This window comes from Mycobacterium sp. IS-836, from assembly GCF_001954275.1.
Taxonomy (GTDB): Bacteria; Actinomycetota; Actinomycetes; order Mycobacteriales; family Mycobacteriaceae; genus Mycobacterium.
Genome location: NZ_MBEU01000021.1, coordinates 1 through 22541, shown reverse-complemented (window position 1 = coordinate 22541; position 22541 = coordinate 1). Strand labels below are relative to the sequence as shown.

Sequence of the window (22541 nt, the reverse complement as noted above, 5' to 3'; positions counted from 1 at the left end):
TCTAGCGGCTCTGCGCCGCGTGGGCTCCCGCCCGGCGGCCGAAGAACGAGCCTTCGCCCAGCTGCGTGCCGCTCGCGTAGCCCTTGCCGTCCTGGGCGATGTTCGACGCACACGCGCCCACCGCATACAGGCCCGGCACCACGGTGCCGTCGTCGCGCAGTACCTGCCCGTCCACGGACACGGCCAGCCCGCCCACGGTGAATCCGGCGTACATGGCCTTGCCCAGCGACATGTCGAACGCGCCCCACGGCCCTTTGTCTTGTGGCGCAAGGAATTCCGGCTGCTTGTGAAAGTCGGGATCCTCGCCGCGCGCGGCGTGGGTGTTGTAGCGGTCCAGCGTCGCGACCAGGTTGCCCTCGGGGATCCCGAGCGCGGCTTCCATCTCCGCGACGCTCTCCCACCCGTCGATGAGCGGGACCAGCGGCATCTTGGGGTGTTCCAGGTGTGCCTCGTCGACGATCAGGTACGCCGCGCTGTCGGGCTGATCCATGATGAAACCCGAAGTCCTGGAATGGTAGGAATCCTCGGCGACGAACCGCTGCCCCAGCTTGTTGACGATGATCCCGGTAAGCAGGATCGACGGCGGGTACGGCGGCGCGGTGATGAAGATCTGATCCATGTGTTGGGTGGCCCCGCCGGCCGATACGCCCAGCCGGATGCCCAGGCCGTCGTCATAGGTGTTGCCCAGCACGAACGGTTTCTCGGCCAGTTTCGGCGTGTACTTGGCTACCATGTCGGGGTTCATCACGAAGCCCCCGGCAGCGATGATGACCGACTTTGCCTTGATCGCACCGGTTTCGGTGAACCGCTTCCACGTCACGCCGGTCACCGCACCCGAGCCGTCGACGATGAGATCTGTGGCGCCCGTCTCGTACCGGACTTGCACGCCCAGGCTCGCGGCCCGTTTGAGCAGCAGGTCGATCACCATGCTCGCGCCCCCGGTGTCGCCGGGCACGGGCACCTTGTGGCCGCGCGGCGCCGGCACCGCCTGCTCGAGGAACGGCCACACCTTCTCGTTGCCGGTGAACATCAACCCCTCGGTGTTGGGCTGGATCACCGCCTTCCCCGGAAAGTAGCTGCGCTCGAACTGGAAGCCCAGGTCTTCTAGCCAATTGAAATGCTCGACGCTGCCTTCGCAGTACGCACGGATCTTGTCGTGGTCGGGTTGCCGGGACACCGCGACGAGGTATTTGTACATCTCCTCGGGCGAGTCGGGATTGCCGGTCGCCTGCTGGACCGCGGTTCCGCCGCCGAGGTAAAAGTGGCCCCCCGCAAGCGAAGTGGTGCCGCCCGCCACGGCGGCCCGTTCGAGCACCAGCACCCGCGCGCCGGCAGCCGCCGCGCTCACCGCGGCGCACCCACCGCCGATACCGAAACCGATCACGACCACGTCGACGTCATCCGACCACGACGTGACCGTGCCCGCGTCGACGGTTGCTGGTATCTCGGTGCTCACCGTTGCTCCTGTTTGATGTAGTCGTAAAACGCCCGCATTTCGGGCGACACGTAAGCGATCTCCACGAACGGCACACCCGCCTGCGGAGCCGACACGTAGGCGAACTGGATTCCGCCCGGCATCACGCCCTGCTGCACGACGGGCGCGCCGTGGTCGGCGGCGTCGGCCAGCGCCGTGTCGAATTTCTCGGGGCTCTCGGCCTCGACGCAGATGTGATGCAAACCCGGGCCCGAGTCACGCAAAAAGTCACTATAGATACTCTGCCCGCGGACCGGGCAGATCAGCTCCAACTGCATGTCACCGAGATAGCTCAGCGAGATGCCGGCGACGAAGTCGGCGGGCTTGCCAAGATAGCTGCACGCATCGGGAGCAAAGTGCACGTCGGGTATCCGCACCCACTTGCGGACGCCTAAAAGGCCGGTGAGGGCCTTTTCAGTGGCGTCGAGGTCTCGGGTAACCCATGCGATCTGCGTCGGCGGTTGAGTGGGAGGGGTCATCGTTTGGCAGGATAGCCCAGTCTGCCGGCCGGCAGAAAGGGCCGGAAAGACTTTGCCGTGCTCGGGCGGCCGCCGCCCGGAAACGCCGGGTGAACACGTTCTAATTCATGCGCTGTGTCGGTGTCGGCTCAATGCTGGGCCAATAGGTCCACCAGCAGCCGAAGCTGGGTGTCGAAGATCGCCTCGGGATCGGTCAGGGTGTCCGCGCCGTACTGCCCGAATACCTCGAGGTTGATCGCACCCAGCACGCCGGCCCAGAACAAGAAGCACTTGGCGATGACGGAATCGTCGCCGGGAAAGCCGAATTCGTGACGGATCCGCTCGAAGTCCGACGACATCGGTTGCGGCGCAACGGTATCGGTCAATCTGATGTCTCCGGTCGCGATCCCCGCCGCGATGGCGTCGAAGATGGCGCCCACCACGCGGGTGCCGACTCCGACGGTGCGCTCCGGGGGCGCGTGATATCCGGGCACGGGGCTGCCGTAGAGCAGGGCCCACTGAGCGGGATGCGCCACGGCCCAGCGCCGCGCCGCCCGCGCGATCGCGATGACGTCGTCGCTCCACACCTCGTCCGCGGTGTCGCGGGCCCGGTCCACCGCGTCGGCCAGGTCGGAATAGGCGTCGATCAGCAGCAGGGTCAGCAGCTCGTCGCGGCTGGACACGTAGCGGTAGACCGCCGAGGACACCATGCCCAGGTCGCGGGCGATCGCACGCAGCGACAACCCGGCCGCGCCCCGGTCGACCAGGTGGACGCGGCCCAGCTCGACGATGCGTGCCTCGATCTGCTCCCGCGATTCCTGGCGTTTGCCCACGTGACCAGTCTGACACAAACGAGATCACCGCTCTTGCTTTTCGCTAGGCGCTGTGTCACCGTGTCTATTACCGAGAGCACCGCTCTCATTCCGCTCACCGGATACGACCACCCGAGAGGACGCACGATGCCCACCCGATACGAAGAACCGAACCGGGCCGCGCGGGCCGCGAACAGGGCGATCCGCTGGCTCGCCGAGTTGGGTATCAGCATCGCCGGAACACGGGCCCTGCGTGTGCGTGGCCGCAAGAGCGGAAAACAGCGCGCAGTGGTGATCAACCTGCTGACCGTTGACGGAGTGGACTATCTGGTCTCACCGCGCGGCGACACCCAGTGGGCGCGCAACGTGCGCGCGGCGGGCGTCGTCGAGGTGGGGCCGCGCTGGCGCAGGAGACGCCTGCTGGCCACCGAGCTGGGCGATGGGGACAAAGCAGAGGTGTTGCAACGCTATTTGGCCCGGTGGTACTGGCAGGTCAAGGGATATGTCGCCGGGCTGACCCCGGAATCCAGCGATGAGGAGCTGCGCGCCGCGGCGCCATCCATCCCGGTCTTCGTGCTGGCCGCGGGCGGCTAACTCGCGCTGGTGCGCATCCCCAGGTCCTCGCGGACCTGTTCGGAGGTGGACCGCCAGGACACCGCCGCCGGGAAATCGCCCCACATGCTGTTGAAGATGCCCACGATCTGCCCCGGTCCCCCGTCGGGGGCGAGGTACACGGGCCCACCCGAATCCCCCTGGTGGCTCTGGACGCCGTGGGACATGGTGAACCACCCGTTGTTGACGGCTTCCACCGTCCCGCACGTCTCGCCGGTGGCGACACCGAAATGGCAGACCGCCTGCCCCGGCTGGACGGTCAGACCCGGGGTCGAGACCAGTGCGCGCCCGCCCGGCAGGATGTTGTTCGCCGGCACGTTGTCGAGCACGATCGCCTCGTAGTCGTTAATCACCTGGTCGGTGGCCACGGTCGAGCCGCTGGGAGTGTTATCCCGGAACGTCGCCAGATGCCCGATGACGTGGCGGTCCTTGTCGGTGACGACCCCCCCGCCCCGGCAGTGCCCGGCGGTGAACGCGATCTTCAGGCCCGGGTCGACGTAACCCAGGGTGCACAGGTGGCTGTCCTGGTGGATCTCCATGCCGGGGAAGACCACGATGGGGTCCGCCGCGGCCGGCGCGGCCCGCAGCCCGGGCACCAGCGCCGCGACGGTGACGGAGGCGACAAGAGCGCGAATTGCCAGGCAGCGCACCATGGACTCCGTTCCGTCGGGGCCGGCGTGCGCACCGGCCACGGGTTGAGATTACGGCGCACATCTCGCCGACGTTGAGTCTTTCGCGTGACCTGGTCTTGACGTTACCGTGACGTGGCCAGCGGCACCGCGCCGTCGCTTTGACCTGCCCCGCGCGGCACCCAGCCCGGCGGGCCGAACACGTAGCCAAGGCGATCGCGTAGGCGGCTCGCCGATCGCCAATCGCGGGCGATTGCGACGTATTCGCGGATCTGCAGGTTCCAGATGTTGAACGTGTCCACCTGCTTGGTCAGGCCGTAGTGCGGGCGGAACATCTCCGCCTGGAAGCTGCCGAACAACCGGTCCCAGATGATGAAGATGCCGCCGTAGTTCTTGTCGAGATACATCTTGTCCATGCCGTGATGCACCCGGTGGTGCGACGGTGTGTTGAAGACGAATTCGAACGGCCGCGGCAGTTTGTCGATCCGTTCCGTGTGCACCCAGAACTGGTAGATGAGGTTCAGCGACCAGCTGAAGAAGACCATCCACGGGGGAAGTCCCAACAGCGGCAACGGAATCCACATCAGGATCTCGCCGCTGTTGTTCCACTTCTGGCGCAGCGCGGTGGCGAAGTTGAAGTACTCGCTGGAGTGATGGGCCTGATGGGTGGCCCAGATCAGCCGGACCCGGTGCGCGATGCGGTGATAGGCGTAGTACAGCAGGTCCACGCCGAGGATCGCGATCACCCACGTGTACCACTTGGTCACCGACAGGTGCCACGGTGCGACATAGGCGTAGATCGCCGCGTAGCCGAGCAGCGCCAGGGTCTTCCAGGCGGCGGTGGTGGCTATCGACACCAGCCCCATCGAAATGCTCGCCATCGAGTCGCGGGTCAGGTACGCGCCGGAGGCCGGTCGTGGTGTCTCGGCGCCGGCCGCCTCGAGGGACTCCAGCTTGCGGGCCGCCGTCCATTCGAGAATCAACAGCAGCAAAAAGAAGGGGATGGCGAACAGCACCGGGTCCCGCATCTGCGAGGGCAGCGCGAACCAGAACCCGGTCAAGGCGTGCACACCGATAGATTACGACCATCGGCGCGGGCCGGATGGAGGAGATGGTGAGCGCGTGACCGCAGTGATCGTCATCGGCTCGGGGTTCGCGGGGCTATGGGCGGCGCTCGGTGCGGCCCGGCGACTCGACGAACTCGCCGTTGCGCCGGGCACCGTTGACATCACCGTGTTGAGCGCCAAACCGTTTCACGACATCCGCGTCCGCAACTATGAGGCCGATCTGAGCGGCTGCCGCATCCCGCTCGCCGATCTGCTCGACCCCGCGGGGGTCACGCACGTCGCCGCGGAGGTAACCGCGATCGACGCCGCCGCCCGCGTCATCACGACATCCGGCGGCGCGACGTACGGCTACGACCGGCTGGTGTTGGCGTCGGGCAGTCAGGTGGTCAAACCCGCCATACCGGGGCTGCGGGAGTTCGGTTTTGACGTCGACACTCATGACGACGCGCTTGCGCTGCAGCGCCACCTGCGCGGTCTTGCCGACCATCCGCGGACTGCAGGAGCCGCGACCGTCGTCGTGGTCGGTGCCGGGCTGACCGGTATCGAGACGGCCTGCGAGCTGCCGAAGCGGCTGCGCGTGTTGTTCCGCCAGGGTTCGGTCACGCCTCGGGTGATCCTGGTCGACCACAACGCCGTCGGCTCCGATATGGGCTCCTCGGCACTGCCGGTGATCGAACAGGCCCTGTCGGACAACGGCATCGAGACCAGAACCGGGGTCAGGGTCGCGGCGGTGGACAAGGATGGCGTGTCGCTGTCGACGGGCGAGCGACTCGAGGCGGCCACGGTGGTGTGGTGCGCGGGCATGCGAGCGAGCCCACTGACCGAGCAGCTGGGCGTGGCCCCGGACCGGCTGGGCCGGGTGCCCGTCGACGATTACCTGCGCGTGATCGGGGTGCCGGGGGTGTTCGCGGCGGGTGATGTCGCGGCGGCTCGGATGGACGACGAGCACTTGTCGGTGATGTCGTGTCAGCACGGCCGGCCGATGGGACGGTACGCCGGCTTCAACGTGATCAGCGACCTGTTCGGTGAGCCCATGCTTCCCCTTCGGATCCCTTGGTACGTAACGGTTCTCGATCTCGGACCGGCCGGCGCCGTCTACACCGAGGGATGGGATCGCGTGGTGGTTTCGAATGGCGCGCAGGCGAAGGCCACCAAGCGGACGATCAATACCCGGCGGATCTATCCGCCGCTGACCCGAGCCCGCGCCGACCTGCTGGCCGCGGCCGCACCGGAATTGCAGACGAGACCGTAGTCGCGCGGCGCTAGTCCGATTGCTGGGCTTTGTCGCCCGCGTACCACTGCACCGCGCGAACCCCGGGTTGCAGCGACAGTTCGGCCACCAGCCGCTCGAGCCTCGTCGGCGTATGGCCGTCCATGAGTACGTGTGCGCTCAAGGTGATTTCGTCGTCGTCGGCGTGGCCGGTGTGGATGCCACGCAGCGTGATGTCGTGGCTGCTCGCGTGTTGCACGATCTGGGCGCGGGCGTACTTCTCGGATTTGGGCCGGCATACCACCTGCACCAGATAGGGCTGCAGGCTTTCGTCTTCCTCGACACCGTTGTCGTGGTCGATCAGCCGGCCCAGCGGGCGCCCAAACAGGTGGATGGCGACGACGGTTCCGGTGCCGATCGCCGTGAAGGCCAGATGACCGGACGCGGCCAGCACGCCCACCGCCGCGGAGCACCACAGGGTGGCCGCGGTGTTGAGGCCCCTGACGTTGAATCCCTCGCGCAGGATCACCCCTCCGCCGAGAAAGCCGATGCCCGACACCACATATGACGCGACACGGGTGGGGCTGCTGTCCTCGGTGGCGACCGCGTACAGCACGAACAAAGTTGCGCCGCCGGCGACAAGCGCGTTGGTGCGCAGACCGGCCAACCGTGCACGCCATTGCCGCTCCAGGCCGATGAGGGCGCCGCACCCCACCCCGACCGCAAGCCGGAGCGCGAAATCGGCGACGCTCAGCGTCTGCATGCCGCACTCCTTACCCCGGATCAATCCCCTGCCGCGTTGGCCGGCGGCTCACCCATCTAGCCACATCCAGGTGAACGGCAGGTGGCTACGGGTGTGCTGCAACTACGGCGTGGCGGCCCGCTGACTGAGTTGTTGGGGGCAGTAATACTTCGCGGCGATGGCCAGGAACGCCGTTGCGTGGGCGGTGGTCAACGCGGGATTGCTTCTCTGCAGGTCGCCGACCAGCTCAGGGCCGGATTTGCCGGTGCCTATCCACGCACATGCCGCTTTGGCGGAAGCGATCGCTTGTTCCGGGCTGGTGTAGTTGATGCCCGCGCCACGCACCGTCGCCAGGAAGGAGACGTCGTCGACCCCGCCCGGATCACCTGAAGCGGGCGCCGCAAGCCCGATCACGGTGGTGACGCCCAGCAGTGCCAGGAGCAGTCTCATGACGCCGCGCCGGTGGTCAGGCCTTGGATAGCTGATGGGGGCAGTAGTACTTGGCGGAGAGCAAGGCGAAATTGGATGCCATCTCCATGTCCATTCCCGGGTTGTGCATTTTCACGTCGTGGACCAGCTCCAGGCCCGACTCGCCGTTGTTCAAGCACGAACACACCGCTCGGCCGGCGCCAACGGCCGCGCTCGGGCTCGAAAAGCTGAAGCCGGCCTGGTGCAGTGCGGCGATGAAGCCCGCGTCGTCCCCGTCGGGCTCCGGAGGCGGAGCGGCATGGGCCGGCGCGGCGAAACCGATCATCGCGGAAACGCCGAGCAATGTCAGTAGCGTTCTCATGACTCACCAACTTTCCAATTATGTTGTGCGCTAGCCCAATTGGGCTTCCGACGGCACGACCTTGGGCTTGTCTCCCTTGGAGAGGTGCACCGCGTGGATGCCTGGTTTCTTCGAGAGTTGCTCGAGCAGGGCGTCCAGGCCTTCTTGGTCGACGTTGTGGTGCTGCACGCTTTCGGGCTTTTCCGATATCTGCGCGACCAGACGCTTGAGCTGCTCCGGCGATTGCTTGTCTTTGAGGTCTTTGATCTTGTTGAGACGGCCGCGGACACCGGCGTTCACGACGGTGGGGCCCCCGGCGCCCATCGCGCTGCCGAGCATTCCCGCCATCGACATCGAGCTGAGCAGACCCTCGCCCAGGGAGGCCGCGGGCACCGCATCCGGCCCGGCGGCCGACAGGGCGGCGGCGACCGTCCTGATCGCCGGGGTGGCCGTGGCCCAGCTCGGCGGAATCGACAGCTTTCCGACTAACGTGCCGGCATTTCCCATGCTCGCCGATACCGCGCTGTACAGGGTGCCCCGGCCGAAGCCCAACGCCCCGAGCCCGGCGCCCAGCGCGTCTTTCGGCAGCGCGCCATAGCCCGCGGGTGGGGCGAACTTCAGCCACTGCGACAGGGGAAAGTTGATCAGCAACCCGATGTCGTTGAACCCGGTGGTGAAGCCGAGCGGAACCTTGACGGCGTTGTATAGGGCTGTGTACCAGGCGCTGCCGTTGGGCACCGTGTTGAGCAGGCCCGCCATCGTCGAGTTGTAGTTGGTGGCGAGCCCCGCGAGAAACGACAGTATGGGGTTGTTCGTAATGAACGAGCTGGCCGAGCCGGCGGCTGACGCCGCATTGCCCGCCGGGGTGGCGGCGGCCGCGGTCACCGCAGCCGCTTGCGTCGCCGTGCCCGACGCGCTGGTGGTCTGTGGCGGCTCGGTAAAGGGCGTCAGCCGGGATGCGGCGGCCGACGAGGTGAAGTAGGTCTCCATCGCCAGCGCGTCCTGGGCCCACATTTCGGAGTACTCGGTCTCGGTGGCCGCGATCGCTGCGGTGTTCTGCCCGAACACGTTGGTCGCCACCAGCTGCGCGAGCAGGGTGCGGTTTTCCGCGATCACTGGCGGGGGCACATGTGCGGCGAACGCCGTCTCGTAGGCGCTTGCGGCCGCGGTCGCCTGGGAGGCAGCTTCGTGGGCCTGGACCGCGGTGCTTTGCATCCAGGCGATATAGGGGGCGGCCGCGGCCGCCATGGACAGCGACGACGGCCCTGTCCAGGGTCCGCCGGTCAGGCTGGCGACCACCGACGAGTAGGAGGACGCGGTGGACTGCAGTTCGGTGGCCAGGTCATCCCACGCCACCGCGGCGGCCAGCAGCGACTCGGCTCCCGGGCCGGCATACATCCGGCCCGAGTTGAACTCCGGCGGAAAGGCTCCGTAGAACATGGCTAAACCCCTTTTCAGTCCTCGAGCGCCGGGATCACGATGATGGTGGCCGCGGCGGGGTCGGCCTCGGCGACCACGCCGCCCAGCGCCTTGGCCGCCGCCCCACCGCCGGAGTACGTGGCGCTGGCGGCCAGGGCTCGTCCCGCGAGGCTCGAGAGGGCCATCTGGCTGAAGGCTCCGCCCTCGCCGGCGAGTGCGGCCTCCGGCGCGGCCGCGAGATTCGCCGGCAGCACCGAGGCGAGCGTCCGGATTGCCGGGGCGGCTTCGGTCCACCCCTGCGGCACCGACATGCTTCCCACCAGAGGCGCTTTGCCCATCGACCCCGATACCGGGCCGGCAGCGGAGCTCAGCATGGGCTTGACGGCGCTGGCGCCCCCGGTCAGCGGCGCCAACGCACCGTTGATGGCTTTCGGGCCCGACAACATGGCGGCGGCGCCCTGCCCGTTTTGGCCCCACGCGTACGCCTGCCCGAACGAGAGGAACGGACCGCCGGGTATGGCGGTCAACCCTTGCAGCGAGTACGGCCCGGTCAGGGTCGACCAGATGGTGTTCCAGTCCGTCAGGCTCTGCGGGACCGGCGGCAAACCGACTCCCGTCGCGGCCGCGGTCGACGTCGCGTTGGTCGTTGCGTTACCCGTTGCCAGGCTCTGTAGCGCACTCGGTGTCGCGGTGACCAGTTGGGACAGCTGCGACGCCGTGTTCGAGCCGGACACGGTGCTGGACTGCGCGACCGCGGCCGCTTGCGTTGCTCCGCCCGTGTCATTGGTGGTCTTCGGCGGCTGGACGAACGGGGTCAGCTGCGACGCCGCCGCCGACGCACCCGCATAGGCATACATGGCGGCGGCATCCTGTGCCCACATCTCCATGTAGTGCGCCTCGGTCGCGGCGATGGCGGGGGTGTTCTGGCCCAAGAAGTTCGTGGCGATCAGCGCCGCGAGCAGCGCGCGGTTGGCCGCGATCACCGGCGGTGGCACCGTGGCCGCAAACGCGGTCTCGTAGGCGCCCGCGGCCAGTTTGGCCTGTGTGGCCGCCTGCTCGGCCTGAGCCCCGGTGGCATTCATCCACGCCACATACGGGGCCGCGGCCGCCGCCATCGCGATCGAGGATGGACCCGTCCACGGCCCGACGGTCAGGCCCTCAATGGTCGACCCGTAGGACGCCGCGGTGGACTGCAACTCGGCGGCCAGCTCATCCCATGCCGCGGCGGCGGCCAGCAACGGCCCCGCCCCTGCCCCGACGTACATCCGGCCGGAGTTGACCTCCGGCGGCAGCGCCCCGAAATCCAACATCTATTACCTCCCGTCCCCTATTCGGCCGCCATGGTAGGCGTCATTAACCGTCGAGCCAGCAAACGCGTGTGGCTCTAATGGAATCCATTGATTTCGCCGCGGAGTGCATGAGTTTGATTTGCACTCGCCGGAGACAGTCGGACCCCTACCCTCCCTTAGCTGTGAATTTCACAGGATGCATCGGGCCGCTCTGCCCGTGCACCGCCTGAGCTAGGAATCATGCTGATCGAAACGTATTCACTATGCGTTCCCGATGAGTAATCAGAATGTAAAAGATTAATGTCACGTTTCCCGGGTACGGTTGTGAGAACTCTGTTTCACAGTTAACGCAGTGCAACGCTGAAAGGCCTGCTCAGCACGCATATTTGCACGTCAAACAGCAGGCCCGATGCCCGCGCAGCGAGTCTGCTATTTGGTGTCACCGATCACATTTCAGCCGCGCCGGTGATCGCGTTAACTGCGATTAACGTTAGTAATTAGTTCTTTGTTCGCAAATTTTACACCGCCCTATTGCATCATGGGCAGCGAATGATATTGGCGAAAGCCCTTTATCGCGATGGAATGCAAAGCGCATTGTAATTGCACATCGATCGCACATGTGTTGAGCGAAACATGAGCATCGATGATGAACGTATGTCCCTCGGACGTGCGCAAATTCTACGATTCGCCAGCTTATGTACCACCTGGTAGCCGCAGTCTGGCACGGTAGTCCCCACCTCGCGGCGCCGCGCCGTGGGGATCGCGGCGGTGCCGCGCATCGGCAGCGCCGAATTGATGGTTGATTGTCATGCCTCCCTCCCCTGAATTTCACCAAGAGTAAACCTGGCTCACTGCCACAACGCTGATTAGCTGCTGCCGGTTGCCTGTGAGGTCGAAAGCCGCCATCGGCGGTGCTAAATGGCATAGTTCAACTCGCCCCAGGTGCCCGGGAATGCGCCCATTCAGTTGCCGAACGCTCACGTGAATGATGTGGCGCTTGTGAGATAGTGCGGGACGGCCTACTATCCCGCGGCCGGCGGGCGAGCCACAAAGGCCACACGGAAGCCATATTGAGGCACCGCGCGCCCCTCACCCCTGGCGCCCGTATGTCCCCCCACCGGTACTGAGGGCGTGCTCGCCGAGACGGGCGGGGCCGGTCCCTCCTCCGTGGCGCTGACGAGCGTCGAGGCCAGCGGACTGTGCGCGGGTGCGGGCGTCGCCCAGCCTTGTGGCACTGACAGTGGGCCGACGAGACCTCCCCTGCCCATGGAGGCCGTGACCGAGTTCACCAGCGTCGCGCCGCCGGGCGGACTCTCCAGCGCGCCGGCCGCTGTTGCGCTGGCCGCGCCCTCCGCTGCGTCGGCAGCGCCGCCGGCGGCTTGATTCATCGACATGAAGTCGGAGGCAACGCCAAGGTATCTGGCCGGCATGTAGAAGCCGGACGCAAAGATGGTGTTCCAGATATTGGCGTTGGGTCCAAAGTTGTTCCAGATCGCGGAATTCAGGAGATCGTCCAGGCTTGCGGGGGCAGACGCTGTCGTAGTGGCCGGGGAGGCCAGACTCTGCAAGCTGCCGGGCACCGCGGACATCAGCTGGGAAACCGTGCTTTGCCCGGTGCCCGCGGACGTGGCCGCAGCCTGGCCTACCGCGGCCGACTGCGCCGGCAACGCGGCAGAGTCGGTGGTCTCCGTGGGCGGGTCGAACGGGGTCAGCTGGCTGGCGACGGCCGAGGCGCCCGCATAGCTGTACATGGCCGCGGCGTCCTGGGCCCACATTTCGATGTACTGAGCCTCGGTGGCCGCGATCGCGGGGGTGTTCTGGCCGAAGAAGTTGGTGGCGATCAGTGCCGCGAGCAGGCTGCGGTTGGCCGCGATCACGGGCGGCGGCACCGTGGCGGCAAACGCGGCCTCGTAGGCCGCGACGGCTGCCTCGGCCTGGACGGCGGTTTCCTCCGCCTGCGCCGCGGTGGTGTTCATCCATGCCACATACGGCGCGGCCGCGGCCGCCATCGACGCCGACGCCGGGCCGTACCACGCCTGGCTGGTCAACTCCGAAAGCACGGAGTCGTAGCCTTGCGCGGTGGCCCGCAGCTCCGCGGCCAGTCCAGACCAGGCCGAAGCGGCGGCCAACAGCGGGCCGGCACCGACCCCCGAATACATACGGCCCGAGTTGATTTCGGGAGGAAGCATGGCGAAATCCACTACCGCGAACATTCGTTAGCCTCCTCCCCTTTTTGCCAAGCGGTCTCAGATGGCCCCGTGGGCGCTGGCGCGCAAAAGGGGCAATTGTGTGAAGTTCCGCCGTGAGTTATCCCGCAGAGGGCGGGCGTGTGACGAACGAAGGTTTGAAGCCGTATTGCGGGGGCATGTGGCGGCCGAAGCCCCGGCTGCCACCGAGTGGCACTCCGGGCATGCCTGCTGCCACCGCCGGCGGTGGCGCCACCATCGGTGTGGCATTGATTGCGGAAGACAGCTGGGGCGCGGCCCCCGTCCAGCTCGCAGGTACCGTCAGCCCTCCGACCTGGGGTGCCGCGCCCAGCCCCGCCGACACGGTGTTGCCCACGGCGCCGAGGCCGCCCGCCGGAGCGACCGCCTGCGCTAGGCCGAAGGCTGCCGTTCCGTCCGCCGCGGCGCCGGCCGCGCCGGCGGCCGCGTCGCCCGCGCCTTGGGTCATGAAGTTGGACGCGGTGCCCAGGTAGTTGCCCGGCATATAGAACCCGGACGAGAAGATGGTGTTCCAGATATTGGCGTTGGGTCCAAAGTTGTTCCAGATCGAGGAATTCAGCAGATCGTCCAGGCTGGCCGGGGCGGACGCCGTCGAGGCCGCTGGGGAGGCCATGCTCTGCAGAGTGCCCGGGACCGACGTCATCAGCTTTGACAGCGTGCTTTGCCCGGTGCCCGCCGAGGTGGCCGCGGCCTGGGTCACCGCTGCCGACTGAGCCGGGGTCGCGGCGGGGTTGACGATCGGTTGGGGTGGGTCAAACTCGGTCAGCCTGCTCGCCGCGGCCGACGACCCGGCATAGCCGTACATCGCGGCGGCGTCTTGGCCCCACATCTCCCCGTATTGGGCCTCGGTGGCCGCGATCGCGGGGGTGTTGAGGCCCAGGAAGTTGGTCGAGACCAGCGACGCCAGCTGGGCGCGGTTGGCCGCGATCTCTGCCGGGGGAACCGTGGCCGCGAAAGCGGTCTCGTAGGCAGCCGCGGCGGCCTCAGCCTGGGCGGCGGTCTCCTCGGCTTGCACCGCGGTGGTGTTCATCCACTCCACGTAGGGTGCGGCCGCGGACGCCATCGCCGCCGATGCCGGGCCATGCCATTCCTCGTCGGTCAGCGCCGAAAGCACCGCACCATACGACAGCGCCGTGGATCGTAATTCCGCGGCCAGGCCCTTCCACGCCGACGCAGCCGCCAGCATCGAGGCCGAACCCGCGCCCGTATACATCCGAGCCGAGTTGACCTCCGGGGAAAGCATCGCAAAATCCAGCGTCACCGTTCGCGCCCCTCTCTTACTAGTTGCGACCGCGTGGTTGGAAAGGCCTGGTCCTGTTTAGGCAAGGCTAAGCTAAATAGATCTAATCACGCCACGAGTCCCGCATCCCGCGCGTCGTGCCGGGCACTGCCATCGCTTGGACGCTCACTGCTGCCCCACCGGCTGCCATCTGGCGTGAATTGTGTTGCGGTCAAGGCGAATCCAACACCATTCAGGTGACCGCCAGCCGTCGTCACCGCTTCCGGATGCCGAATTGCAAGCGACATCAGCCCCTCCTCGCATGACTTGCAGGTGGATTGCTGGCGCCGTCGCGCACGCCGCGGCGAGGCCGAGCAAGACACTACACCGAAACGATAATCGTTTTCATTATGGGCCGACCAGGCAGCCCGGGTTTACCGGGCCAAGCACGATCAGGACCGAACAAGTGAGGCCGGGGTCGGTCGTAACGAAATGATCGTCGTTCTGGAAGACGGAATATCGTCGGGACTCATTTCGCTCTCACCTCCTCACGGCCAGGGCACACGGGGGTGCCGACTGCATCGCACGTCGGGGAGGAGCGCCCGAGAAACGACCCGGACGCAGCACCCCTCTCGTCAGAGCTTTGGCACCACACGGCGTATCCGGATCGAACCGGAAGCCACTTGGGCTCAACCCTTAAGCCGGGAAGAGCTGTCCTGACCCTGGGCGTCTCTCGACGTTCGAGGTCAGTGGCCTATATCCGTGTAGACGCCTCACCTAGCGAGGTGCATACGAAAGCCATGGTGGCATTTGGACCGGCACGAGTCAACTTGCTGCCGGCCGATTTGCGGTGCCGCGAGAAGGCGCGCTAGGTCGACTTCTTCTCGGCCACCGCCGCGCTCAGCCCCTCGGCCAGGTCGTCGCTGGTGAGCTCCTTGAACCGCAGCAGGTCGCGCTCGCTGAATTCGGTTGTGTCGCTAGACAGTACGGCGTCGAGGTCCTCATCGTCCAGGCGGAAGCTTCGGTGGTCGCGGGCCTTTTCCACCACATTGCGCACGAAGCCGGCGTTGCCGAGCGTATCGATGCCGCGGATCAGATCCCCGTCTTCGGAGTAGCTTTCGTCGAGGTAGAACTTCGTGTACGACGGCAGTAACGCCTGGGCCGATTCGTCGGTGATCACGTCCTCGTTTTCCCGCCCCATCAGTTGGGTCAGCGCGACAAGTTCGTCCGGGGTATAGCTGAAGAACTCGATCACGGTCGAAAAGCGCCGTCGCAGACCCTGATTCACCTCGAGCATCTTGTCCATCGCCTTGGCGTAGCCCGCACCGAAGACAACGAGCTCGTCGCGATGATTCTCCATGTACAGCAGCAGCGTATTGATGATCGCGTTGCCGTAGGGGTCACCCTGGTGATAGCCGCGCTCGTGCAGGGTATGCATCTCGTCGAAGAAGACGGCCCCGCCCAAGGCGCCCTCGAGCATCTCCTCGGTGTTCTTCTCCGCGTCGGCCATGTAACGGCCCAGTAGCTTCGTGCGGCTGGTCTCCACCACGAGCGGCTTGCGCAGCACGGTGAGCCCGCACAGTTGCTTGGTGAAAGCCCGCGCCACCGACGTCTTCCCGGTTCCCGGCGGCCCGAGCAACAAGGTGTGGCGCGACGTCACCGGCACCGGCAGCCCCATCTTGGCTCGGGCCAGGTTCACCTTGGTCGTCGATTTGATGAGTTTGATTTCGCGTTTGGCTTTTTCCATGCCGAGCATCGCGTTGAGCTCGGCGTCGCCTTCGGCCAGATATTTGGCGGCTTCCTCGGCGTGGCGGGCGGCCTCCGTCTGCGCGCGGGTCGGCGCACTGTCCGGGTCCCACGGGTCCGTGCGGGCCTCGATCGTCTCGGGGTCGGTCAATATCAGCCGATAATCGTTGTTGTCCAACGCTTCCCGGGCCGGGGTGAATTTGGGATCGCGCGAATACACCCGGCGTAACAGCTCGGCGGCCTCCTCCTCGCGTCCAAGGTGGCGCAAGCACATGCCTTGGGTATAGAGCGCGACGTTGGCCGCGCCCGGCACCCGGTCCGCCTCGATGGCCGCCTGGCCGCGCCGGACGGCCTCCTCGAACACCCCGAGCGACGCCAGGGCCGTGGTGGCCATCGCCGCACCCGCGGCTTTGAGCTCGGGGTTGCGCCAGACCTTCCCCTCGGGGAACTGCAAGAGCACGTCCGGCCACCGCCCGGTGCGGAAGTACAGCACGCCGCGCACGTAGGTGACCAGCTCTTCGTCGAATGGATGCCGGGGCTCGACGCCGTCGAGCAGTTTCGCGGCTTCCTCATAGTGTTTCGCCTCGGCGAGCGCCGCGGCGTACGCGCAGGCGAGCGACTCCCCACTGGTGACCGCCAGCCGCAGGAACAACCCGTCGGACACTTCGGGCCGGAACTGCAATTCGGTGACCCCGAGACGGCGGATCTCCCACCCGAACGTCCTGATCGATGCCCACGCGCCGGCGAGCACCTCGAGGCTCTGGTCACCGGCGAGCACCCGCGCCAGCCATGCGTCGCACATGTCGGGGTCGATGGTCGACGCCATGGTGAACATCTGCGATGCCACCTGCGGGTTGTGGCTGGGCTGCAGCCCGTTGACCGAGATGCCGGACGCCAACAGGCCGGCGACCATCGCGTTACGGGCGTCCTCGGGGGTTGATTGCGGACGACTCATTGCGCTGCTGGCAAGGCCGCAGCGTTATCCCGCACCTGAGCGACCGGCAGCACCAACTCATCGCCCTCCAGCAGGTCCCGGGTGGGCACCACCAGTAAGGGCCGAGTGGTCGGGGCGGGCAGGCTCGCGCGCACCGCTGCTAGTTGGCGGCCGGTGAGCCGGTTGAGTCCGTGCGGCAACCCCTTGGGGGTCCGCTTGTCGCTGTGGTAGCGCACCCAGGCGGAGACCAGCGGCCGGCCTCCCGACGTGGTGAGGCGGATGGTCACCACGGTCGCCTCGGTGTCGGGCTGCCACAGGTCGTCGACCGCCTCCGTGGTGATGTCCGACGGCGTCAACCAAAAACTGGTCGCAAAGCCGTTGAAATGCTTGAGGTAGCGCCAGCCGGGGCGGCTCCAGGTCGGTTCGAGGTCGGCCAGCACGGCCTTGTCGACCTCGGCGAGTTCGTCGGCCGTCAGCGGCCGGGCCGCGCAGCCGTGGCCATCGAGGTCTTGGGCGAGGCGTTCGGTGGCCGCGACCAACGTCGACGCCAGCGAATCGCGGGCCGCGACGGCGGCGACGTTGCGCTGGGGATTCATCCGCAGCACCAGCCAGGTGCGGCGCACATACGAGGCGGGCTGGTCGCCGACCACCTCCCACTCCTCGGGCCCCCAGTCGTCGAGCTTGGACAGCTCGGCGGCGTTGCCGCCGCGGCGGATCTTCACCGAGACAACGTCTATTCCGTCGAGGTGGATGTCGAATTGGTGCAGCCCCTCAGCGACCGCCTGCACCAGCAGGGTGGGGGCCGACGCCGTCGTGCGATGGTGGCGGTGGCGCCCGGGAGCGTCCTCCTCACCGCCGTCGACCGCGATCACTGAAACCAGACGGCCCGCGTACTCGCGTACCCCGACCGTGTCGCGTCCGTATTTACGCTGGTAATCGACGGCGGGCGTGCAGCCGGCGGCCAGCGCGGTGCCCGGATCGGCGGACCAATCCCACAGCCACGTGGCCAACCCCGAGGTGAGCGTGAGGCCGTGGTGGGTGACCAACGACAGCAGCGTGACGATCACCGCCAGGCCGACCCCGACCCAAAAGGCGATGCGGTGCTCCCCCTGCCACGAGTCTGGGCAGTGGCTGGCCACCAGCAAGATCACGACGTCGACCAAGAACACCGCGGTGACTCGCAGCCATGACAACGACAACCCGAATCTGCGTTGAGGATTCATTACTATCGTCGCTCCGCCCTCATTGCTGCTTCCGTCGCTTCATCATTGTTGCCACACCGAATATTGCGCCGCCGATGAGTAATGCCCCGGTCAGTCCGCCGGCGGCCACCCACACTGGCACCATATCGCGGCGCGGGGCCGGTTTAGGCACTGTCAGCGGCGCCGACAATTGCTGCGGCGGCTTCGCCGGGCCTTCGGGCACATCCCACGTCAGCGCCGCCACGGGGTCGACGACGCCGTACCCGATCTGGTTATCCACGCCGCGCGCGGGTGCCCTGGCCGTGCGGGTCAACCGGTTGATGACCTGGTAAGCGGACAGCTGGGGGAACTTGGCGCGCACGAGCGCGGCCACCCCGGACACGATCGCCGCCGAGAAGCTGGTGCCGGCCGGGACCAGCAGCGTGTTGTCCGGTCCGTCGATCGCGTTGATCAGGCCGTCGTCGCGGGGCGAGAGCCCGATGACGTCGGTTCCGGGTGCGGCGATGCCCACCCACGGTCCGGCGATGCTCGATGCGCCCTGGCCCTGACCCCCTTGGGTAAGCGGACGACCGTCCGGGTCCACCGCGCCGACCGTCAGCACGTAGTCGCTGAACCACGACGGCGTGACGACGGTGGTGACCGCGTTCCAGTTGCGGGGATCTTTGGGCTGCAACGGATCGAAGATCGGGTTTTGCTTGCAGTCTTTCTTGCTGCTGTCCCCGGCCGCGGCGACGATGACGGCGTTCTTGTCGACCGCCGCGTAGCGGACCGCCGCACCCAGCGAGCGCTGGTCGATGATGTTGCGCGCACTCATGCATGTCACGTCGGAGATGTTGATGATCTGGGCACCGAGGTTGGCGGCATGCACGATCGCCCGTGCCATCGTCTCGACGTTGTCGACCTTCGCCCGGGTCTGCGGATCCTCGTCACCGGTGTAGGCATCCTTGAGGCCGAACGCCTGGCTGGACTGGCGGATCGCAATGATGTCGACTTCGGGGGCGACCCCGCTGAAGGCGTCGGGCGCCTGCCCCGCGGGTGGCGGGGGCGGCGGTGGCGGCTTCGGCGGGTCGAGCGGGCGCGGGTCGACCGGGTTGTCGACGCCGACGATGCGCTTGCCACCGGAGTAGCTGGGGATGGTCACCGTGCCGGACCCGCCGCGATTGCCCGACGGGGCCTGGCCCGGTCCCGCGGCCGGGCCCCCCTGAGCCGGTGCCGGCGGTGCCGCCGGCTGCGGCGCTGCCGGGAACCCCGGTATCTGGAAGGGTCCCGGCGCGGCGGGGGGAGCTTCCGACTGCGGCGGCGGCGGAACCATCGTCACCGTCTGCGGCAGCGGCGACAACGTAACCGTCTGCGGCGGCGGCGCTTTCGGGGGCGGTTCGGTGGTCGGAATGGTGACGGGCTTGCGCGGTCCCGCGGGCGGCGGTGTTGCGCCGCTGGCGGGGGCCGCGCCGATCATCGACGCCACGATCGTTCCGTGGGCGTCGCAGTCGGACAATCCGTCGCCGCCCATGACGTAGTCGCCGCCGGGGATGAGGTGCTGGAAACGGGGGTGTGGGGTCACGCCCGTGTCGATGACGGCGACTTTCACCCCCGCACCACGGCCGAACTGCCAGGCCTCCTGCAAGTTCAGCATGTCCATGTACTTGGGCTGCAACCGAAAATCGGTGCCCGGCAGCACGCCGACCTCGGTGCAGTACGAATTCTGCTTCATCGGCGCCGGCGGTCCGGGCGGACCGTCGGGCGGAACGGCGGCGGGGTCGACCGTCGGAGGCGAGATCGCGTACGCCGGCGGCAAGCCGGCTAACGCGCCCGACGTGAGCAGAAGGGCAGCGACGGTCGCGCGGGACGCGCGCCCACGCCACACCTTGTTGCTAGCGGTACCGAATCGCCGCATAGACATTCATCAACCACAATGCCAACGGGAAGATCGGCATCAGGCAGAGGTATTCGATCCATTCCACGAACTTGCGGAACAGCGGACTGTAGATCGTGTTGGGCACAACCGCCGCGGCCGTCAGACCCGCCGCCGGCAGCAGAACCAGGATCCCCGTGCAGATCGCGACCGAGAGCGGCGAGTGCAGCACCAGCGCGTAGCGCACTACCACCGTGCCGACGATCAGCACCGACGTCGCGGCCAGGGTGATCGCCTGCCAGCGGTCGACGTAGGAACGCCCGCGCAGCATCAGGAATCCGGCGCTGAAACCGGCGAGCAGCAGGGGCAGCCACCGTTGGCCGGTGTGCGGATCGGCCAGTGCGGCCAGCGACACCACCATCAGCACGCCCAGCCCGATCAGCAGCCCGGTCAGGAACGACCGGGCCCGTTCCGCCTGCAGCAGCACGTCGCGCACCGACGCGGGCCCTTCCAACACCGGCGGGCCGCCGTCGGAACGCACAACGGTGGTCGGCAGGTCGGGTCGAGCCTCGAACACCCAGCGGCTGGTGGCCGACGGGAACACCGGCAGCCGGATGCCGGCCAGCCGACGGGACATCGCCGGGGCGGCGTGGTAGGCCAGCACGCAGGCCAGGACCACGCAGCTGAGCAGCGTCACGGCACTGCTATTCGCGACCATCCGCGCCAGGGCGGCAAGCGCCGCGACCGCGCCGACGGTGATGATCGCGGTGTAGGTGCCGAGCCGGCGGCCGGTGAAACGCAGGGCCAACATGGTCTCGATGGTCAGCACCCCGAAGCCCAACACCGCATGGGGGGAACCCACCCCGCCGGGCGGTGCGGCTGCCGCGGCGACTGCCAGGGGTGCCAGGCCACTCAACAGCATGATGTCGCCGACGCGCCGATCCGCGTCGGTTTGGGCCCGTGCCAGCAGCAGCATCGACACGCCCAGGACGACCACGGCGATCACCGCGGAGTAGATGGTGGTCAGCCACGAGTTGTGGTGGAAGCGCCACCAGCCCAGCAGGGCCGTCGCGGCGATTACGCCGGTGGCCACCATCGAGGCACCGACCTGGACGGCGATGACCGGATCGATCGCCGCGAACCTCTTGCTGAGGTTCTGCGAAACGGCAGTGGAGATGTGTTCGACGACTTGCGATCGCTTCTCGGTGTCGACGATGAACCGGATCCAGAGGCGGTCGCCGTCGTAGATGTCTTGCTCGGTGAGCGATTGCGTGGCCCGCAGCGGCGTGCCGTCGACCAGGCACAGCGCCCATTTGCCGCGGCCCTTGGCTTCCAACGGTGTCTCGCCGAGTTCGCGCAGGCGGCTGTTGACCACCTTCAGCAGCGGGTCGGTCATCACCGAGACGGGGGCATTGGCATCGAGCAGGACGCCGATCTGGACGCCCTCGCCGGCCATGATGCCGACCACGACGGCCCGGGGCTGCGAGATTCCCTCGATGTCGGGCTGTGGCGCTTCAACTACCGAAGTTATCGCAGTCATCGCTGCGCACCCCCTAGCGTGGTGTGTGAGTTAACCCGTGCATGTGGCCGCGCGGGGGCTGCTGCCGACCTGCTCACCGCGGCGCCGTGGCGCCGGAGGATGTGCAGCCCGAACAATTCGGATTTCATCTGTCTCGCCCTCGCGATATTAGTTGTTGTGGCTTTGCTGGCGAATCATCGTTAATGATTCTAGAGAAGTATGCCGTGTTTGCCTCTCGGCCGCACGTTCTGGGCAAAGCCGTTGGTAAACACTATGTTTCGCAAGCGGGTTCACACCCTGCGGTGGGTTTTCCACTCGCCGTACGGCAACGTATCCAGGACGGTTTTTATACCGACCTGGACCAATTGCGGGGTCGCTGGGCAGATGGCCAACCACGCCTCCCCCGAACCCGCGGTTCGGGCCTGTTGATAAAGCGCGATCCGGCCGCCCGAACCGTCTTTGAGCGAAAGCACCGAGGCGCTCGGGCCCTTGGCGTCGTCCCGGTATTGGCGGGCGTAGACCGCGACCTCGGCCGCCGGGTCCGACAGCGCCTGCCCCAGCGCGGCCACCGTGGCGGCGCTGATGCCCATTCGCCGGAGATCTCCGCCGGAGAACACGTTGAAGCCCGACTCCTGCCATGACTTCGTTACTTCCAGCATCTCCTCCAGCGGCACGTTGACCGCGTTGATCGCCGCGGGCTCCGCATGATGAATCGACTCGAGGCCGTCCAGGACGAGTGACGCGATCGAGGCGCTGTCCGCGACGGCGACGTCGTCGACCGTGATGTCGTTGCCCACCCGAACCGCCGATACCCAGTGCTGACCGCGCCGGGCCAGCACCACGCGGAACTCGTTGTCGGGGATATCGCGGGAGCCGGGCGCTTGGTTCTCGTCGTCGACCACGCCGTAGAGCAGCTTGCCCCGCGACAGCAGGGCGATGACCTCGAGGTCGGGTGCGGCCAGCACCCGCATCCGGGCGGCCACCTGCTCCTGCACCTCGTTCAGTTCGCCGACGACGATGCCCTGCTCGCGCATCACCGCCATGCCGGGGTGTTCGTTGAGCCAGTCGTTCGAGTCGGTGGAGACGTACGGCCGGCACCGCAGTTCCGGCGCGACATGCCGAATGTCCAGCAGCGCCTGCAGCATCCAGAAGCCGTCGACGTTGACGGTGATGTCAGTGCGCGTGGTCTGTGAGTCCATCAATACCTCGAAAGTCGACGTGCTCGGATAACCGCAGGACGCGGCAGCACACCACATAATCGGTGTGCTGCCGCGCCTGAAGTTGGGGTTAGGCCCAGCTGGACCCAACGGCGCTGTCGGTGCTGGCCATGTTGCTGCCGGCGGTCTGCACCTTCTGGCCGTGG

General features: G+C 67.1%; 19 protein-coding genes, 1 pseudogene and 1 riboswitch. Of the genes and pseudogenes, 2 read left to right on the top strand and 18 right to left on the bottom strand.

Going from position 1 to position 22541, the window contains the following annotated elements; genetic code table 11:
• Position 1 precedes the first annotated feature (1 nt).
• From A5747_RS08135 to A5747_RS08125, 3 genes are all read right to left on the bottom strand, one after another.
• The gene (locus A5747_RS08135) at positions 2-1456 is read right to left on the bottom strand and encodes an FAD-binding protein (RefSeq protein WP_076123151.1); all 1455 of its coding nucleotides are present in this window, start codon (positions 1454-1456) and stop codon (positions 2-4) included.
• A complete protein-coding gene (locus A5747_RS08130; protein WP_076123149.1) occupies positions 1453-1953 on the bottom strand; it encodes a VOC family protein in 501 nt (166 codons plus the stop codon). The genes A5747_RS08135 and A5747_RS08130 overlap by 4 nt, the downstream gene beginning before the upstream one ends.
• A gap of 128 nt (positions 1954-2081) precedes the next feature.
• Positions 2082-2765 carry a TetR/AcrR family transcriptional regulator gene (locus tag A5747_RS08125; protein WP_198938152.1) on the bottom strand — a complete coding sequence of 228 codons (684 nt, stop codon included), beginning with the start codon at positions 2763-2765 and terminating at the stop codon, positions 2082-2084.
• A 126-nt stretch (positions 2766-2891) separates the two neighbouring features.
• On the opposite strand from A5747_RS08125, the gene A5747_RS08120 reads away from it, so the two are divergent.
• The gene (locus tag A5747_RS08120; RefSeq protein WP_076123145.1) at positions 2892-3338 is read left to right on the top strand and encodes a nitroreductase/quinone reductase family protein; all 447 of its coding nucleotides are present in this window, start codon (positions 2892-2894) and stop codon (positions 3336-3338) included.
• On the opposite strand, the gene A5747_RS08115 is transcribed toward A5747_RS08120, so the two are convergent.
• Positions 3335-4009 (bottom strand): hypothetical protein, encoded by a 675-nt coding sequence (locus tag A5747_RS08115; RefSeq protein ID WP_076123435.1) that lies wholly within the window; start codon positions 4007-4009, stop codon positions 3335-3337. The two genes, A5747_RS08120 and A5747_RS08115, sit on opposite strands and share 4 nt — an antisense overlap.
• Before the next feature lie 101 nt (positions 4010-4110).
• Positions 4111-5055, bottom strand: a complete 945-nt coding sequence (locus tag A5747_RS08110) for a sterol desaturase family protein (protein ID WP_076123143.1) — start codon at positions 5053-5055, stop codon at positions 4111-4113.
• A gap of 52 nt (positions 5056-5107) precedes the next feature.
• Here A5747_RS08110 and A5747_RS08105 point away from each other — a divergent pair, with 52 nt between their 5' ends.
• Entirely contained in the window at positions 5108-6304 is a 1197-nt protein-coding gene (locus A5747_RS08105; protein WP_076123433.1) for an NAD(P)/FAD-dependent oxidoreductase, read from the top strand.
• 10 nt (positions 6305-6314) lie between these two features.
• Here A5747_RS08105 and A5747_RS08100 read toward each other — a convergent pair whose 3' ends face one another.
• The 13 genes and pseudogenes from A5747_RS08100 to A5747_RS08040 form a co-directional block, all read right to left on the bottom strand.
• Positions 6315-7025: an MgtC/SapB family protein gene (locus A5747_RS08100; RefSeq protein ID WP_076123140.1), complete on the bottom strand. Its 711-nt coding sequence runs from the start codon at positions 7023-7025 to the stop codon at positions 6315-6317.
• A 102-nt stretch (positions 7026-7127) separates the two neighbouring features.
• Entirely contained in the window at positions 7128-7454 is a 327-nt protein-coding gene (locus A5747_RS08095) for a DUF732 domain-containing protein (protein WP_076123138.1), read from the bottom strand.
• A 16-nt stretch (positions 7455-7470) separates the two neighbouring features.
• Entirely contained in the window at positions 7471-7794 is a 324-nt protein-coding gene (locus A5747_RS08090; protein ID WP_076058126.1) for a DUF732 domain-containing protein, read from the bottom strand.
• A 30-nt stretch (positions 7795-7824) separates the two neighbouring features.
• Positions 7825-9213 (bottom strand): PPE family protein, encoded by a 1389-nt coding sequence (locus A5747_RS08085; protein WP_076123135.1) that lies wholly within the window; start codon positions 9211-9213, stop codon positions 7825-7827.
• Positions 9214-9227: 14 nt separating this feature from the next.
• Entirely contained in the window at positions 9228-10502 is a 1275-nt protein-coding gene (locus tag A5747_RS08080; protein WP_076123133.1) for a PPE family protein, read from the bottom strand.
• Positions 10503-11503: 1001 nt separating this feature from the next.
• Complete coding sequence (locus A5747_RS08075) at positions 11504-12694, bottom strand: PPE family protein (RefSeq protein ID WP_076123130.1); 1191 nt, start codon at positions 12692-12694, stop codon at positions 11504-11506.
• A gap of 94 nt (positions 12695-12788) precedes the next feature.
• Positions 12789-13949: a PPE family protein gene (locus tag A5747_RS08070; protein WP_076123431.1), complete on the bottom strand. Its 1161-nt coding sequence runs from the start codon at positions 13947-13949 to the stop codon at positions 12789-12791.
• A gap of 596 nt (positions 13950-14545) precedes the next feature.
• A riboswitch (M-box (ykoK) riboswitch) is annotated at positions 14546-14717 on the bottom strand.
• A 76-nt stretch (positions 14718-14793) separates the two neighbouring features.
• Positions 14794-16626 carry a type VII secretion AAA-ATPase EccA gene (gene eccA, locus A5747_RS08065; RefSeq protein WP_076123128.1) on the bottom strand — a complete coding sequence of 611 codons (1833 nt, stop codon included), beginning with the start codon at positions 16624-16626 and terminating at the stop codon, positions 14794-14796.
• On the bottom strand, positions 16623-17828 hold the full coding sequence (eccE, locus tag A5747_RS08060; protein ID WP_076123126.1) for a type VII secretion protein EccE: 1206 nt from the start codon (positions 17826-17828) through the stop codon (positions 16623-16625). Before eccE ends, eccA begins: the two co-directional genes overlap by 4 nt.
• Positions 17829-17847: 19 nt before the next feature.
• On the bottom strand, positions 17848-19701 hold the full coding sequence (locus A5747_RS08055; protein ID WP_076123125.1) for a type VII secretion-associated serine protease mycosin: 1854 nt from the start codon (positions 19699-19701) through the stop codon (positions 17848-17850).
• Complete coding sequence (gene eccD, locus A5747_RS08050) at positions 19679-21190, bottom strand: type VII secretion integral membrane protein EccD (RefSeq protein WP_076123429.1); 1512 nt, start codon at positions 21188-21190, stop codon at positions 19679-19681. The genes A5747_RS08055 and eccD overlap by 23 nt, the downstream gene beginning before the upstream one ends.
• A gap of 278 nt (positions 21191-21468) precedes the next feature.
• Complete coding sequence (locus tag A5747_RS08045) at positions 21469-22377, bottom strand: ESX secretion-associated protein EspG (RefSeq protein WP_076123124.1); 909 nt, start codon at positions 22375-22377, stop codon at positions 21469-21471.
• Between the two features lie 88 nt (positions 22378-22465).
• Positions 22466-22541: pseudogene (locus A5747_RS08040) on the bottom strand (type VII secretion protein EsxI); the annotation flags it as partial.